We start from the raw sequence: 13,544 nt of genomic DNA, 5'->3' as shown, positions 1-13,544 counted from the left end.
GCCAGTGGCATTGCCGGGTAGCTATGTTCGGAAAAGATAACCGCTGAAAGCATCTAAGCGGGAAACTTGCCTCAAGATGAGATCTCACTGGGACCTTGAGTCCCCTGAAGGGCCGTCGAAGACTACGACGTTGATAGGTTGGGTGTGTAAGCGCTGTGAGGCGTTGAGCTAACCAATACTAATTGCCCGTGAGGCTTGACCATATAACACCCAAGCAATTTGATGCTCCTAGTTGAAGAAACGAAAGAGACCAGATTGCGGTGTGTGAAGACGAAAGAACCGAAAGTTCGAGATACTCACAAAACACCAAACTATCGCATACCCAATTTGCTGAAGCGAGGCCAACCGGTCACGACTCAGTACCCGAATTTCTTGACGACCATAGAGCRTTGGAACCACCTGATCCCATCCCGAACTCAGCAGTGAAACGATGCATCGCCGATGGTAGTGTGGGGTTTCCCCATGTGAGAGTAGGTCATCGTCAAGATTAAATTCCGAAACCCCAATTGCGAAAGCAGTTGGGGTTTTGTTTTTGTCCGCAGGAAAGTTCCTACACAGTTATTCAGGGTCTCCAGTGCGAAATATCCCCTGACATTGAAAGTAATCGCCCTGGAAATTCCTCCTTTAATCTGGTTTCGCAGACCACTGATCTGCAGTCACCGGCAATCACAAGGAGCGAGCAATGTATTTTGAGATTTACAGGCAAATCCGCGGCACCGTCCTGACTGGCAAGGGCCAATGGCGGTGGCGGCTGAGGGCGGGGAATCATGAAACGATTGCCAGCGGGGAGGCTTACGTCAACAAGGCCGATTGCGTGCATGCAATCAGTCTGATCAAAGGGACCTGCGAGCAGACCCCGATCAAGGAAGTCTAGGTAGAGAGCGGTGAAGCTGCTCGTACAGAGCAGCTTCGTTTCAATCCGCCTTACGGCTGGGTATGGCCCAGTTTTCTCTTGATCAGTTCGTAGACGTCCTTGTGGGTGGAGTTGTGCAGGGATTTGTCCTTGCAGGCCGAGGCGAGGAATGTCTTGACCTCTTCCCTGGCATGCGGGTACAGGTTGGCGACGTAGTCGGCTTCGTGTGCCTGGGTGCAGTTGAAATGTTTGTCGTCTTTGGCTTTGTCTCTGGCCATGGTGCCGCTCCTTGTGATTGCGCATGTTTTGGATGACGAGGGTGGTTTTTCACCTCGTGCGTCGCTGAGCTTAGGGACTCAAGGGCTGCCTGCCAGGGATTCCAGGTAAAAAGGAAGCGACTGTAGGACGAAGCGTGGTCCAGCATTTTGCTTAAACGTGAACGGCGTCAGCCTGTTGAACCTGAGTTGGATAGACGGCAGTCGCACCAGCTACCTAAACTGTCAGCAGATTTGGAGATCGGGGGCAGTGGATGAATCGCAACGAACTTCGCAAGGCGGATATCAACCTGATGGTGGTATTCGAAACACTGATGCTCGAGCGCAATGTCACTCGGGTGGCGGAGAAGCTGTTTCTCGGTCAGCCGACCATCAGCTCTGCGCTCAACCGCTTGCGTGCGATGTTCAATGATCCGTTGTTCATACGCGTTGGCCATCGCATGGAACCGACGGCGCGGGCAGAGGAGATCATCAAGCACCTGTCACCGGCACTGGACTCCTTGTCCGTGGCTTTGAGCCTGACCCATGATTTTGACCCGGCCAGCAGCACGATGTCGTTCCGCATCGGGTTGTCCGACGATGTCGAGTTCGGCCTGTTGCCGCCATTGCTGCGAGCTCTGCGCCAGGAAGCGCCTAACGTGGTGTTTGTGGTGCAGCATGTCGATTACTGGCGGATTCCCGACTTGCTGGCGTCCGGCGATATCACGGTGGGTATCAGCCAGACCCGTGGCTTGCCGGCCAATGCCAAGCGCAAGTTGCTGCGGCACATCCAGCCCAGCATTTTGCGCGCCGATGCCTCCGACACACCGCTGACCCTCGATGAATATTGCGCGCGACCGCACGTGCTGGTGTCCCATACCGCCAACGTCAGTGGCTACGCCGACGAGTGGCTGGCAGACATCGGCCGCACGCGCCAGGTGGTGCTCTCGGTACCGCAATACAGTTCTTTGCCGGCACTGCTCGCCGGGACGGACCTGATTGCCAGCCTGCCGGACTACACCGCCGAGGCGATGGCTGCATCGGGAATGCTGTTCAAGGAACCCTTTCCGATCCAGACACCTACTCTGGACCTGTCCATGGTCTGGCTCAGTCATGTCGATACCGACCCCGCCGAGCGCTGGTTACGCTCGCGGCTGGAAGCGTTCATGAGTGAGCGTGCCGTTTTGCCGCTGCCTGAATGAACAGGGCGGCGCTGTGTTATATGTACGACCCGTCCACCCACCTACAGGAACCCGCTCATGCCTCACCTGCACATGGAATACACCGCCAACCTGACCGATCTGAATGCCGATGTGGCATTGATGCGGTTGAACAATACATTGGTGGGTTCCGGTCAGTTTGCTGCCGAATTCGACATCAAGAGCCGCGCGGTCAAGGTCGACACGTTCAAGGTCGGTACGGCACTGGCCGAGCGGGCGTTCGTGCATGTGAAACTGGCGCTGTTGAGTGGTCGTTCCGCAGAGATCAAGAAACAGCTGTCTGAAAGCCTGCTGGCAGTGGTGCGGGACCTGTGTGAGTGGCCGAGCAGCCTCGAGGTCCAGTTGTGCGTGGAAATTCTCGACATCGATCGCGACTCCTACAGCAAGACCGCCATCAACAACTGAACATCAGGCTGACTCCTGCTCGACGCAGGCCTGGATCACTTGCGCTCGCAGCCAGGTGTTGGCGCTGTCCTGGTCGACACCCTGGTTCCACTGCATGTCGAGGGTGAAACCCGGCAAGCCTTCGGGCACTTCACAGTGTTTGAAGGTGTCTGCACTGGCCAGCAGTCGCTGGATGCGCCGGGGCAAGGTCAGGGCATAGTCGGTACCGGTAATCAGCTTCAGTGCTGCACTGTAGCTGTTGGCGCGTGCGACGATCTGGCGCTGTTGTGCCTGCTGCGCAAGCCAGCCGTCGACCATGTTGGTGGCGGACGTCCAGGGTGTCGGGAACACGTGTCGACGTTCGACATAGGTTTGCAGGCTCAAGCGTGGTTCCGCTGGTGTGGCGCGCTTGTCGAAAACACATACCAGATCGTCTTCGAGTAGCGTCTGCGATTTGAAATCGACGTGACTGCGATGGAAGTTCGGACCGAAGCACATCACCAGGTCGAGGCTGCCTTCGCGCAACGCTTCGGCTGGGATATCGGCCTCGAGTTTGAACACATTGACCATCACCGGAAGATCGGCGAGGTCAAAGGTTTTCAACAGGCGCGGCAGGATCAGTTGCTCGAAATATTCCGGGGCGCAGATGTTGAAGGTCACGGGTTGCAGGCCAGGGTCGAACGTGGGTAAGCCGGCGTGACACAGGTTGATGCTTTCGAGGATTTTCAGCACGTGAGGGTACATCGCGCTGGCCTTGCCGGTGGGCTGCATGCCGCCGGTACGGGTGTTGATGAACAGTTCGTCCTCGAAACTGGTGCGCAGTTTTTTCAGGCAGTAACTCACTGTGGACTGGCTGACGCAAAGCGTCTCGGATACGTCGGTGACGCTGTTCTGCTCATACACGGCGACGAACACCATGAGGTCCTGCATGTCGAGTTTTCTAAGCGAATTACTGTTCAGCATCCATTGCGTCTCGCTGCGTCCCTTGCGCTGACCGTGCGCAAGGGTGGGGGAATGATCCTAGCGGAATGGGCGAGCAGGGAGAATGCCTTGCAGGACGTTTCGCCCAAGACCGTGTCAGCCCTGGACCATCGCCGACACGGCGCGGCGGCTGGACATCAATAGCGCGAACATGCCGAGGCCCACCAGCACTGCGCCGGCCATTTCCTGCGGCAGCGGCATCTGGCGCCCCCAAAGCCAGTGAAACAAGGTGATAAACAGTGTGCTCAGGTAGATGTAGGAAATCACCGAGGACGGCGCGATCACGCCGATGGCCCGATGCAACAGCCAGAACGTCGCCAACGTTGCGAACACGGCCAGGTACATCAGCCAATAGAAATCGTTGAGCGTCAGTAATGATGCTGAGCGCCAACCGCCACTGAATCCACAGAACACCAGCAGAAACAGCGCACCAAACAGCATGTTCCAGAACGTCATAGGCACCGGCCCGCGCCCCTTCAGGCTATCGGCTTTCAGGCGTTGGCTGAGAGGGGCGTAGAGTGCCATCGCCAGGCAACCGATGCCGTACACCGCCAATGCATACGACGATGGCAACTCGCCGGGATCGGTGCCTTTCATGATCAGCAAGACTGCCCCGGCAGCGGCGAGCAGCATCGGCATAATCCGTTGTTTCAGGCGGCCGTCAGGTGTCAACACGGCTTCGAAACCCAGGGTCAGCAGCGGCACCAGCGTGAACATCGTCCCGGTGTTGACGGCCGAGGTGTAGCGCAATGCTTCGAACAGCGAGCCGAAGTACAGCGCCAGCAGCATGCCGAGCACAGCGTGGCCGAGCAGCCCACGGGAGGTCATGACGGCATCGCCTTTAAGCAGCAATAGCGGCAGAAACACCACGGCACAAAACAACAGGCGCAAACCGGTCAGCAGGATCGGGTCGATGGCCTGGCTGACTTGCGCCGCCGCGGAAAACGACGCAGCGATCAATAAGGCCCAAAGCAGCATGCTGGCGTGAGCGACGGCGAAACCGGTGGTTTTCATGGCAGGCTCCGGGTCAATGGATGTGGCGGGTGTAGTGCCTTGGGTTGAAGCGCAGGACCATCAACATCATCAGCGCCATGACCGCTGTCAGTGACCACCAGGCCCATTCAAAGCTGCCGAGCTGGTCGCGGATGATCCCCGCCAGCAGCGGTGAAAGGCCGGCGATCAAGTAGCCGATGCCTTGAACGAATGCGGTCAGGCCACCGGCGCGCAATGGATTGTCCAGGTGATCCAGCGATACGATCAGGCTCATCGGGAACAGGCCGCCAATGCCCAGCCCCAGCAGGCAGGGCCACATCAGGCTCAAATGCTGTGGGCTCAGAATCAGTCCGCAGAAACCGGCGATGATCAGTGTCAGCAATACCATCAGCACGACGCGGCGGTCGCGGCTGCGATTGGCGATGACGGGCGTCAGCAGGCCCGACAGCACTTCCATGGCGGTCAGAAATCCGAGCAGCAATCCGGCGTGTTGTTCGCTCCAGCCCTTTTCCACGTAGTACGGCGCCAGCCAGGCCAGGACACAGGTGTAGGACGCAGTGCCCAGGCCAAAGAAAATCGCGAGCAACCACGCGCGGGAATTGGCGAAGTACGAACCTCTACTGAATGTCCTCGAATCCAGTGTTGGCATCCCCGCGCTTTGGCTGCGCCAGAAAAGCAATGCCAGCACGGCGAGAACGGCCCAGATTGCCAGGCCCATACGCCAGCTGCCGGTACGCTCCATCACCAGCGGCGCAAAGGAAGCACCCATGGCGGCACCGCCCATGATCGACGTGACGTAGAGCCCCATGCACAGGGCAACGTGGTCGCTGAAGCGCGATTTGATCAGCGCTGGCATCAGGGCCTGGATCAGGGCGATCCCGATGCCTGCCAGCACCGCGCTGAGAAGCAACTCCGCGGCTGAATCAAGGAGCAACCGCGAAATCGTGGCCACGCCGATGATCAGCAATGAGAACACCACCGTGCGCTGCTCGCCGAATCGCTGGCTGACGCGCAGGCCGACAAACATCGCCAGTCCCATGGCCGTCACCGGCAACATTGTCAGCAGTGAAGCCTGGCTGAAGCTCAGCGCAATGTCGTCGCGAATCGCCGAGAGCAGAGGCCCGACAGCGGCCATGGAAGGTCGCAGGTTCAGGGCAACCAGGACAATGCTGAACATGAACCAGAGGGCAGGGCGGGAAGTGGCTCGGGTGTTTTCCATGATCGGACCTTGAACAATAGGGTTCCGATTAGGCGCACGAGGCCTGGAGGCGGCAAATCAGAAATTCCGGCGAAGTATTTAGAAATTAAATACAAGTCGCAGCCAAATGTTTAGCCAGACGATATCCAAGGTTCTTCAAATCCTGATTTAACGACTTAACCCATCGTGTGACGCTGCAGGCCATCTGTTTTCTGCGGTTCTCTCTATGGACGGTTGGCCAGTCGCAATCCACTTCAAGGCATCCATCGACGCTCGAGCGTCGAGCCTTCTTCGTCGATTCACGCCCGCCACCGCGCCAAACCTCTCTGCACTTCCTTCTGAACTGGCCTTCTGGGCGCTGTGGCATTGCCGCCATGCGCGCCCGCCGGATTCCTGCTTTTTCCGCTGATTGTTCCTACATATTCCGCTTGATGGCGGGATTAAAGTGCGGGTGCTTTTGCGTACCCGCCTGACACGGAAAAAGAGAGTTCCCATGAGTAGTGCCACGACCTCGTTTGCCTCCAAGCAAGAAGCCCTGACCTTTCTGGAGCAGAACCCGGATATTGAAATGTTCGAGCTGTTCATCCTCGACAACAACGGTGTGCCGCGGGGCAAGCTGCTGCATCGTGACGAGTTGCTGGCGGTGTATGAAAGCGGGCGACCATTGCCGAGCACCATCCTCGGCCTGACCATCAACGGTGATGACGTGGAGAACTCCGGGCTGGTCTGGGATGTCGGTGATATCGACTGTCGGGCCTACCCGATCAGCGGCAGCCTCACGCGTATGCCATGGCGTCTGATACCGACCGCAGCCGTGCAGGTCAGCATGCATCCGACGGAGGGAATGCCCGCCACCATTGCCGATCCTCGTCATTTGCTGGCGAAAGTCATCGAAGGCTTACAGGCTGACGGTTATTACCCGGTCATGGCGGCGGAATTGGAGTTCTATTTGCTGGATCAGCAACGCGACAGCAATGGCCGACCGCAACCGGCACGGGATGTCGATGGCGGGCGGCCGCACGGCACCCAGGTCTATGGTTTGCGCGAGCTTGAACAGATCGAGCCGTTCCTGGCCGATCTCTATAGCGCCTGCAAGCTCCAGGGGATTCCGGCGCGCACGGCCATTTCCGAATACGCGCCGGGGCAAGTGGAAATCACCCTCGAACACCGCTCCGACGCGCTACAGGCGATGGATGAAGCGGTGCGCTACAAGCGTCTGGTCAAGGGGGTGGCGCACAAGCACGGCATGACAGCCTGTTTCATGGCCAAGCCATTCGATGACCTGGCCGGCACCGGGATGCACATGCACGTGAGCCTGGCGGACAAGGATGGCAACAACCTTTTCGCCAGCGAAGCCCCGGATGGGACGCCACTGCTCAAGCAGGCGGTCGCAGGCATGCTCAGTACCTTGCTCGATTCGCTGTTGCTGTTTTGCCCCAACGCCAACTCCTACCGTCGATTCCAGGCCAACAGCTATGCGCCACTGGCGGCCACCTGGGGCGTGGACAATCGCACCGTGAGTTTGCGCGTACCGGGCGGGCCGGCATATTCCCGGCACATCGAGCATCGAATCTGTGGCGCAGATGCCAATCCTTATCTGGCGGCTGCGGCGATTCTGGCCGGTATTCATCGCGGTATCCGCGAACAACTCGACCCTGGTACGCCGGTGGAAGGCAATGGCTACGCCCAAGCTGCGAGACTGTTGCCGACAGACTGGCTGACCACATTGCGATCGCTGGAAGGTTCGAGTTGGGCCAAAGAAGCGTTCGGCGGGGAATTCCTCGGCGTCTACCTGGCGGTGAAACGCGCCGAATATCGTCAATTCATGGGGGAGGTCGGTGAGCAGGACTGGCGCTGGTATTTGCATCAGGCTTGAGTCGAAGCTGCACCGGAGCTGAACCATTCTCAAATAGTCTGGAAGTATCAGGTTGGTTTTATAAGCTAACTAATCGTTGGCTTCTTTTTCACAAAAAATTGATGGTTGGCTATCTAAAATTAGAGCTGTCTCGGTAAATGAAATTTTCACATTTGCCGAAGACACTTTTTTCAGGACCCGCCGAATCTCATGCTTAAGATTAAAGCCGTGCGCCCCGAATGGGTGACACTGATTGCCAGCGCATTTTTGTTAGTTGGCTTCAATTTTGTACTCTGGCAGCACCTGTTCGAAATCACCGCGTCCGATGGCAAAGGCATCGTCATGCGCGTGGCCTTCGGGGCGATGATCTTCGCGGCGTTCAACATTGTGCTGACCCTGCTGGCGTTCCGGCCGGTGCTCAAGCCGGTCCTGACCCTGCTGTTCATGATCAGTGCGGGCGTGGCGTATTTCATGAGCCAGTATGGTGTTCTGATCGACACCGGCATGTTGCGTAATTTCGCTGAGACCAATGCTACGGAAGTGCGCGACTTACTGTCGCCTAAGTTGTTTGTATTTATTGTGCTGCTCGGCGTTTTACCGTCTTGGCTGTTGTGGAAGACACCGGTTTATTATCGTCGCTGGCACCGTGAGCTACTCAGTAAAGTTCTGGTGACTTTTGCCTCGGCAGCGGTCATTGGTGGTGTTGCACTGGTTAACTATCAAGGCCTGTCTTCGCTGTTTCGCAATCACCACGAGTTGCGCCTGATGGTGGTACCAAGCAACTACATTGGTGCCTCGGCTGGTTTCTTGCGCGAGAAAGTAGCAACTGCACGGCAACCCTTTGTCAAAATCGGTGAAGATGCCCAGCGCAATCCGGTCTGGCAAACACACGGGCGTAAATCCCTGACGGTTCTTGTCGTGGGTGAAAGTGCCCGGGCGGAGAACTTCGGCATCCTTGGCTATAGCCGTGACACCACGCCGAAACTGAGTAAGGAAGACGGCCTGATCGCCTTCACCGATGTGCATTCCTGCGGTACTGAAACCGCCGTGTCGGTGCCTTGCATGTTCTCCAATATGGGGCGCAAGGACTACAACGCCAGCAAGGCAAAGAACGAAGAAGGCCTGCTGGATGTGCTCAAGCATGCGGGTATCGACGTGATCTGGCGTGACAACCAGTCAGGCTGTAAAGGTACATGCGATCGCGTCACCATTCAGGACGTCAGCAATCTGAAGGACCCGGCGCTGTGCGCCAATAGCGAATGCCGCGACGAAATCCTGCTGCAAGGACTGCAACATTTCATCGATACCCTGGACAAGGACACGGTATTGGTATTGCACCAGATGGGCAGCCACGGTCCGGAGTACTTCAAGCGTTATCCGAAAGAGTTCGAACGCTTCACCCCGGTTTGCGAGAGTAATGCCCTGAACAATTGCAGTCGCGAAAGTATCGTCAACGGCTACGACAACACCTTGGTATATACCGACCATGTGCTGTCGACATTGATCGATCTGTTGCGCAGTAATCAGGAAAAAGTGGATACCGCGATGCTGTATCTGTCGGACCACGGCGAGTCCCTGGGTGAATACAACTTGTTCCTCCACGGCACGCCATACATGCTGGCACCGGAGCAGCAAAAGCATGTAGCCATGTTTGCCTGGTTCTCCAACAGCTATAAAAAGTCGTTTGCGGTAGATACCCACTGCCTGCAACAGAGTCGTGAAAAACCCCTGAGCCAGGACAACCTGTTCCATTCGATGCTTGGGCTGCTGGAGGTCAACAGCAAGGTCTACAACCAGGACCTGGACATGTTTGCCGGATGTCGTGGTCCAGTGGCCAACGGCGTGTTGGCCAAAGATTGAGTGCTTCGATTTTGTTTCACGCGGCGGCCGCCGACCTGCGGCCTGTAGAACTTTTATCAAGAGCCATTGCACATGTCCGCTCAGCCCCCATCCGCCATCGAGCTTGAGATCGCCCGGCGCTACGACCGGGAGCACGCGCGCGTCTGCCTTCAGCCGCAAGCGCCGGGTCTGGTCGGGCGTCTGGCGCTCTGGCGTGAGGAGCGGCTGGTGCGCAAGGCACTCAAGGTCGCCGGCGAGCCGGGGCTGATCCTCGACGTGGCCTGCGGTGTGGGGCGTTTCTGGTCGGTGCTGGCCGAACATGCCAATCGGGTGATTCTCGCGACGGATCCGTCCCAAGACATCCTCGATCATTCCCGTACACATCACCCGCAGAGTTTGTTGAAGCGGGTCAAAACCTTTCAAAGCTCTGCGTTCTCGATTGGCTTGTCGGAGAACGCGGTTGACTGCATTTTTTGCATGCAACTGTTTCAGCACCTCACCAACCCGGAACATCGTCTGGCGATGCTTGGCGAGTTTTACCGGGTCAGTCGCGATACGGTGATTGTCGCGGTGCGCCTCGACGGTCTTTTCAAGGCCGCGCGCTCGGGTGTGGAAGGGCCGTTACCGAGCAAGACCGAGGTGGAAAGCGAATTCAGGCAGGCGGGTTTCCGTTTGCTCAGCCATCAGGACTTTTTCCCCGGTTGTGCGCGGATGCGGGTCTATGTGCTGGGTAAGACCAGCTAGCCCGACTTTGTAGGACTATTCTGTATGTCACGCAGTAATTTTCGCTAACGCTCTTGTTCAGTGGATGCGCGGAAATCGCCGGGGGCGATATATACTGCGCGCCATTCTTCAAGGGAGAGCCGTGTGGCCATCGATATTCACTGGATTCGCGACAACGATAGCCTCGGACGGTTGTGCGCCGAGTGGCAACAGTTGCCATTCGTTGCCCTCGACACCGAATTCATGCGGGTCGACACCTTCTACCCAATCGCCGGCCTGCTGCAGATCGGTGATGGCGTTCGCGCCTATCTGATCGACCCGCTGACCATCGACAACTGGCAGCCATTGGCCGCGTTGCTGGAAAACCCGGCGGTGCTCAAAGTTGTCCACGCGTGCAGCGAAGACCTCGAAGTCCTGCTACGCCTGACCGGCAGCCTGCCGGCGCCACTGTTCGATACGCAATTGGCTGCCGCTTACCTGAACCTCGGTTTTTCCATGGGTTATTCGCGGCTGGTGCAGGAAGTGCTCGGCATCGACCTGCCCAAGGGTGAAACCCGTTCCGACTGGCTGCAACGTCCGCTTTCCGAAACCCAGATCAGCTATGCCGCCGAAGATGCCGTGCATTTGGCTGAGGTCTTCGTAAAGCTGCGTCCAAAGCTGTCTGACGACAAATACGTCTGGGTCCTGGAAGACGGCGCCGAACTGGTGGCCAACCTGCGCCGCGAGATCGACCCGTACGAGGTCTATCGCGATGCCAAGCTGGCCTGGAAGCTGTCCCGCGCTCAACTCGCCGTTTTGCGTGAGCTCTGCGCCTGGCGTGAAAAGGAAGCCCGGGTCCGCGACCTGCCGCGCAACCGGATTATCCGCGAGCATTCGTTGTGGCCGCTGGCGCGTACGCAACCGGATAACCTCGGCGCCCTGGCGAAAATCGAAGACATGCACCCGCGTACCGTGCGTCAGGACGGCCAGTTTCTGCTTGATCTGATCAAGCGCTCTGGCAGTGTGTCGCCAGATCAATGGCCGCTAGCCGTGCCGGAGCCGTTGCCGGTGGACGCTGCCGTTCTACTCAAGCAGATGAAAGCCATCGGCCAGGCCGAAGCCGAGCGCCTGAACATCGCGCCGGAACTGATGCTGCGCAAGAAAACCCTGGAAGCGCTGCTCAAGAGCGGCTTCCCCAATGGTCCCTACCAATTGCCTGATTCGCTGCGTGGCTGGCGCCGCGAATTGATGGGCCAGGCGCTGCTCGACAGCCTGGCCACCGCCGGAGAACAGCCTTGAAACGTATTTGTTCCATCTACCGCAGCTCGAAGAGAAACGAAATGTACCTGTATGTGCTCAAGAGCGATGCTCTGGAACGCGTGCCGGATCCCCTGATGGCAGCCTTCGGCAAGGCCATCCACGCGTTCGACCTGGTGCTGAGCCCCGAGCGCAAACTGTCGCGCGAGGACATCACAGTCGTGCTGGAAAACCTCGAAAAACAGGGTTATCACCTGCAAATGCCACCTGCCGAAGACGAGTACATCGAGCACTTGCCGGAAGAACTGTTGCGTCGCAACGATCCGATGTGAGCGGCAGACAGGCTCTGTTCAGAGTGGTTATGAAACACTGATTGATTTTAGCGATGGCAGCATCGACGGAGCACTGCTCCGTCGGCGGCCGTCTGCACCGTTTTTGAAAGGTTTGAAGCATGCGCGTCCTGATTGCTGAACACGACCATCCCGTGTACGCCCAACTGTTGCGCGAGGCGGCACCGGAACTGGAGGTGCTGACCAGTGGTGATTCCGCCGAACTGGCCAGCCAGGCCGCCGATTGTCCGGTGTGGCTCGGCCAGCCTGATTTGCTGGCGACCCTGTTACGCCAGGGCCATCAACCGCAATGGCTTCAATCGACCTGGGCCGGTATTACGCCGCTGCTGGCCGATGGCTTGCCGCGGCACTATCGGCTGACCCGTGCGGTCGGAATCTTCGGCCAGGTCATGGCCGAGTACGTGCTCACGTACATGCTCGGTCACGAACGTGAAGTGCTGGCGCGACTGGTCAGCCAGGTCGAGCGCAAATGGGACAGCCGCCATGGCCAGAGCCTGGCGGGGCGTAAGGTGCTGATCGTCGGCACAGGTGATATCGGCCAAAGTGTCGCGCAGTTCCTCGTGCCGTTCGGCGTCGAGTTGTATGGCGTTGCCAGCAGTGCGCGGGAACAGGCGCCGTTTATCGAAGTCGGTTCACTGGCGGATTTGCCGCGGCTGGTCGGTGAAGTCGATTACGTGGTCAATCTGCTGCCGAACACGCCGGAAACCCACGATATCTACGACGCGGCGCTGTTCAAGCATTTCAAGCCGACCGGGTTGTTCATCAACGCCGGGCGCGGTGTGGCGGTGGTCGATGCGGATCTGGTGGAAGCCTTGAAAGAAGGGCATCTGGCGGGCGCGGTGATCGACGTGTRCCGTCAGGAACCCTTGCCCCAGCGTCATCCGTTCTGGACGGCCTGGGGCCTGCTGCTGACCGGCCACAGCTCGGCACCGACTTCGCCTTCGATGATGGTGAAGCTGTTTGTCGAGAACCTGCGGGCGTATCAGGTGGGAGAAGCGTTGCGTGGGGAAGTGGATTTCGATCGCGGGTATTGATACCGCCCCAATCAAAAATGTGGCTTAGAGGGTGAAATCACCTTCAGCCGCCAACTCGCTCAATGGACGACGCGGGCTCGGTTCTTCTCGGGCTTGCAGGTAATCCGCCAGGCTTGCCTTGTCCCCCAGCTTGCCCACCGCGACGGCGGCGTGCAGGGCGTAGCCTTCAGGAATGTTCAGCTCCTTGCGGGTCAGCTCCTGGTCGAAGCCGGCCATGCCGTGGGTGTGCCAGCCGCTCAGGCTCGCTTGCAAGGCCAGGTGACCCCAGGCGGAACCTGTGTCGAAGGTGTGCCACAGGGCCGGGGTTTCTTCGGTGGCGCCAGGCACGGCGAAGGTGGTTTTCGAAATCACGATCACCAGGGCCGACGCATGTTGCGCCCAGCTGCGGTTGAATTCGTTCAGCAGGCCCAGGTAACGCTCCCAGTTCGGCGTGTCGCGACGTGCGTAAAGGAAGCGCCAGGGTTGCGAGTTGTAGGCCGAGGGTGCCCAGCGGGCGGCTTCGAAGAAGCTCAGCAGGGTTTCCTCTGGAATCGTTTCGCCAGTGAAGGCGCGGGGCGACCAGCGATCGGTGAACTGAGGGTGAATGGCGTAATCGGCAACGCGTGGGTTGGCACTCATCAAGAG

At 58.4% G+C, this 13,544-nt stretch carries 14 protein-coding genes and 2 rRNA genes; 11 read left to right on the top strand and 5 right to left on the bottom strand.

The features are described 5' to 3' along the window. The 3 genes from AC1DVE_RS12895 to AC1DVE_RS12885 form a co-directional block, all read left to right on the top strand. Positions 1–203: ribosomal RNA gene (locus tag AC1DVE_RS12895) — 23S ribosomal RNA — on the top strand; the annotation flags it as partial. 168 nt (positions 204–371) lie between these two features. After that, a 5S ribosomal RNA gene (gene rrf, locus AC1DVE_RS12890) occupies positions 372–487 on the top strand. A gap of 195 nt (positions 488–682) precedes the next feature. Continuing rightward, positions 683–874 (top strand): YegP family protein, encoded by a 192-nt coding sequence (locus AC1DVE_RS12885; protein WP_223456404.1) that lies wholly within the window; start codon positions 683–685, stop codon positions 872–874. A gap of 50 nt (positions 875–924) precedes the next feature. Here AC1DVE_RS12885 and AC1DVE_RS12880 read toward each other — a convergent pair whose 3' ends face one another. Next, positions 925–1,131, bottom strand: a complete 207-nt coding sequence (locus tag AC1DVE_RS12880) for a hypothetical protein (protein WP_223448965.1) — start codon at positions 1,129–1,131, stop codon at positions 925–927. A gap of 251 nt (positions 1,132–1,382) precedes the next feature. On the opposite strand from AC1DVE_RS12880, the gene AC1DVE_RS12875 reads away from it, so the two are divergent. Together AC1DVE_RS12875 and AC1DVE_RS12870 are read left to right on the top strand one after the other, a co-directional pair. Further along, complete coding sequence (locus tag AC1DVE_RS12875; RefSeq protein WP_223456403.1) at positions 1,383–2,309, top strand: LysR substrate-binding domain-containing protein; 927 nt, start codon at positions 1,383–1,385, stop codon at positions 2,307–2,309. Between the two features lie 57 nt (positions 2,310–2,366). Next, on the top strand, positions 2,367–2,732 hold the full coding sequence (locus AC1DVE_RS12870; RefSeq protein ID WP_223536060.1) for a 5-carboxymethyl-2-hydroxymuconate Delta-isomerase: 366 nt from the start codon (positions 2,367–2,369) through the stop codon (positions 2,730–2,732). Positions 2,733–2,735: 3 nt separating this feature from the next. On the opposite strand, the gene AC1DVE_RS12865 is transcribed toward AC1DVE_RS12870, so the two are convergent. From AC1DVE_RS12865 to AC1DVE_RS12855, 3 genes are all read right to left on the bottom strand, one after another. After that, positions 2,736–3,674, bottom strand: coding sequence for a LysR family transcriptional regulator (locus tag AC1DVE_RS12865; protein WP_223536057.1), 939 nt, complete (start codon positions 3,672–3,674; stop codon positions 2,736–2,738). Positions 3,675–3,788: 114 nt separating this feature from the next. Then, entirely contained in the window at positions 3,789–4,706 is a 918-nt protein-coding gene (locus AC1DVE_RS12860; protein ID WP_223456400.1) for a DMT family transporter, read from the bottom strand. A 13-nt stretch (positions 4,707–4,719) separates the two neighbouring features. After that, the gene (locus AC1DVE_RS12855; RefSeq protein WP_223456399.1) at positions 4,720–5,904 is read right to left on the bottom strand and encodes a cyanate transporter; all 1,185 of its coding nucleotides are present in this window, start codon (positions 5,902–5,904) and stop codon (positions 4,720–4,722) included. Positions 5,905–6,376: 472 nt separating this feature from the next. Here AC1DVE_RS12855 and AC1DVE_RS12850 point away from each other — a divergent pair, with 472 nt between their 5' ends. The 6 genes from AC1DVE_RS12850 (at position 6,377) to AC1DVE_RS12825 (ending at position 12,920) form a co-directional block, all read left to right on the top strand. Then, positions 6,377–7,759, top strand: a complete 1,383-nt coding sequence (locus AC1DVE_RS12850; RefSeq protein ID WP_223456398.1) for a glutamine synthetase family protein — start codon at positions 6,377–6,379, stop codon at positions 7,757–7,759. Between the two features lie 189 nt (positions 7,760–7,948). Next, positions 7,949–9,598: a phosphoethanolamine transferase gene (locus AC1DVE_RS12845; RefSeq protein WP_223456397.1), complete on the top strand. Its 1,650-nt coding sequence runs from the start codon at positions 7,949–7,951 to the stop codon at positions 9,596–9,598. 72 nt (positions 9,599–9,670) lie between these two features. Beyond that, complete coding sequence (locus AC1DVE_RS12840) at positions 9,671–10,321, top strand: class I SAM-dependent methyltransferase (RefSeq protein ID WP_223456396.1); 651 nt, start codon at positions 9,671–9,673, stop codon at positions 10,319–10,321. Positions 10,322–10,444: 123 nt separating this feature from the next. Next, positions 10,445–11,578, top strand: coding sequence for a ribonuclease D (rnd, locus tag AC1DVE_RS12835; protein ID WP_223456395.1), 1,134 nt, complete (start codon positions 10,445–10,447; stop codon positions 11,576–11,578). Continuing rightward, positions 11,575–11,868: a YcgL domain-containing protein gene (locus AC1DVE_RS12830; RefSeq protein WP_046043850.1), complete on the top strand. Its 294-nt coding sequence runs from the start codon at positions 11,575–11,577 to the stop codon at positions 11,866–11,868. The genes rnd and AC1DVE_RS12830 overlap by 4 nt, the downstream gene beginning before the upstream one ends. A 119-nt stretch (positions 11,869–11,987) precedes the next feature. Beyond that, entirely contained in the window at positions 11,988–12,920 is a 933-nt protein-coding gene (locus AC1DVE_RS12825) for a D-2-hydroxyacid dehydrogenase (RefSeq protein WP_477783961.1), read from the top strand. Between the two features lie 24 nt (positions 12,921–12,944). On the opposite strand, the gene AC1DVE_RS12820 is transcribed toward AC1DVE_RS12825, so the two are convergent. Then, entirely contained in the window at positions 12,945–13,538 is a 594-nt protein-coding gene (locus tag AC1DVE_RS12820) for a nitroreductase family protein (RefSeq protein ID WP_007984791.1), read from the bottom strand. Between the last annotated feature and the right edge of the window lie 6 nt (positions 13,539–13,544).

Source organism: Pseudomonas sp. P4_B4, assembly GCF_056402255.1.
The sequence above is the reverse complement of the archived record's forward strand: the minus strand, read 5'-3'. Positions and strand labels throughout refer to the sequence as shown.

What these genes read in the sequence shown, in the direction of transcription:
- AC1DVE_RS12855 (WP_223456399.1), bottom strand. Translation starts at nt 5,904, where the DNA reads ATGGAAAACACCCGAGCCACTTCCCGCCCTGCCCTCTGGTTCATGTTC.
- AC1DVE_RS12860 (WP_223456400.1), bottom strand. Translation starts at nt 4,706, where the DNA reads ATGAAAACCACCGGTTTCGCCGTCGCTCACGCCAGCATGCTGCTTTGG.
- AC1DVE_RS12875 (WP_223456403.1), top strand. Translation starts at nt 1,383, where the DNA reads ATGAATCGCAACGAACTTCGCAAGGCGGATATCAACCTGATGGTGGTA.
- AC1DVE_RS12820 (WP_007984791.1), bottom strand. Translation starts at nt 13,538, where the DNA reads ATGAGTGCCAACCCACGCGTTGCCGATTACGCCATTCACCCTCAGTTC.
- AC1DVE_RS12865 (WP_223536057.1), bottom strand. Translation starts at nt 3,674, where the DNA reads ATGCTGAACAGTAATTCGCTTAGAAAACTCGACATGCAGGACCTCATG.
- AC1DVE_RS12840 (WP_223456396.1), top strand. Translation starts at nt 9,671, where the DNA reads ATGTCCGCTCAGCCCCCATCCGCCATCGAGCTTGAGATCGCCCGGCGC.
- AC1DVE_RS12880 (WP_223448965.1), bottom strand. Translation starts at nt 1,131, where the DNA reads ATGGCCAGAGACAAAGCCAAAGACGACAAACATTTCAACTGCACCCAG.
- AC1DVE_RS12885 (WP_223456404.1), top strand. Translation starts at nt 683, where the DNA reads ATGTATTTTGAGATTTACAGGCAAATCCGCGGCACCGTCCTGACTGGC.
- AC1DVE_RS12845 (WP_223456397.1), top strand. Translation starts at nt 7,949, where the DNA reads ATGCTTAAGATTAAAGCCGTGCGCCCCGAATGGGTGACACTGATTGCC.
- AC1DVE_RS12870 (WP_223536060.1), top strand. Translation starts at nt 2,367, where the DNA reads ATGCCTCACCTGCACATGGAATACACCGCCAACCTGACCGATCTGAAT.
- AC1DVE_RS12850 (WP_223456398.1), top strand. Translation starts at nt 6,377, where the DNA reads ATGAGTAGTGCCACGACCTCGTTTGCCTCCAAGCAAGAAGCCCTGACC.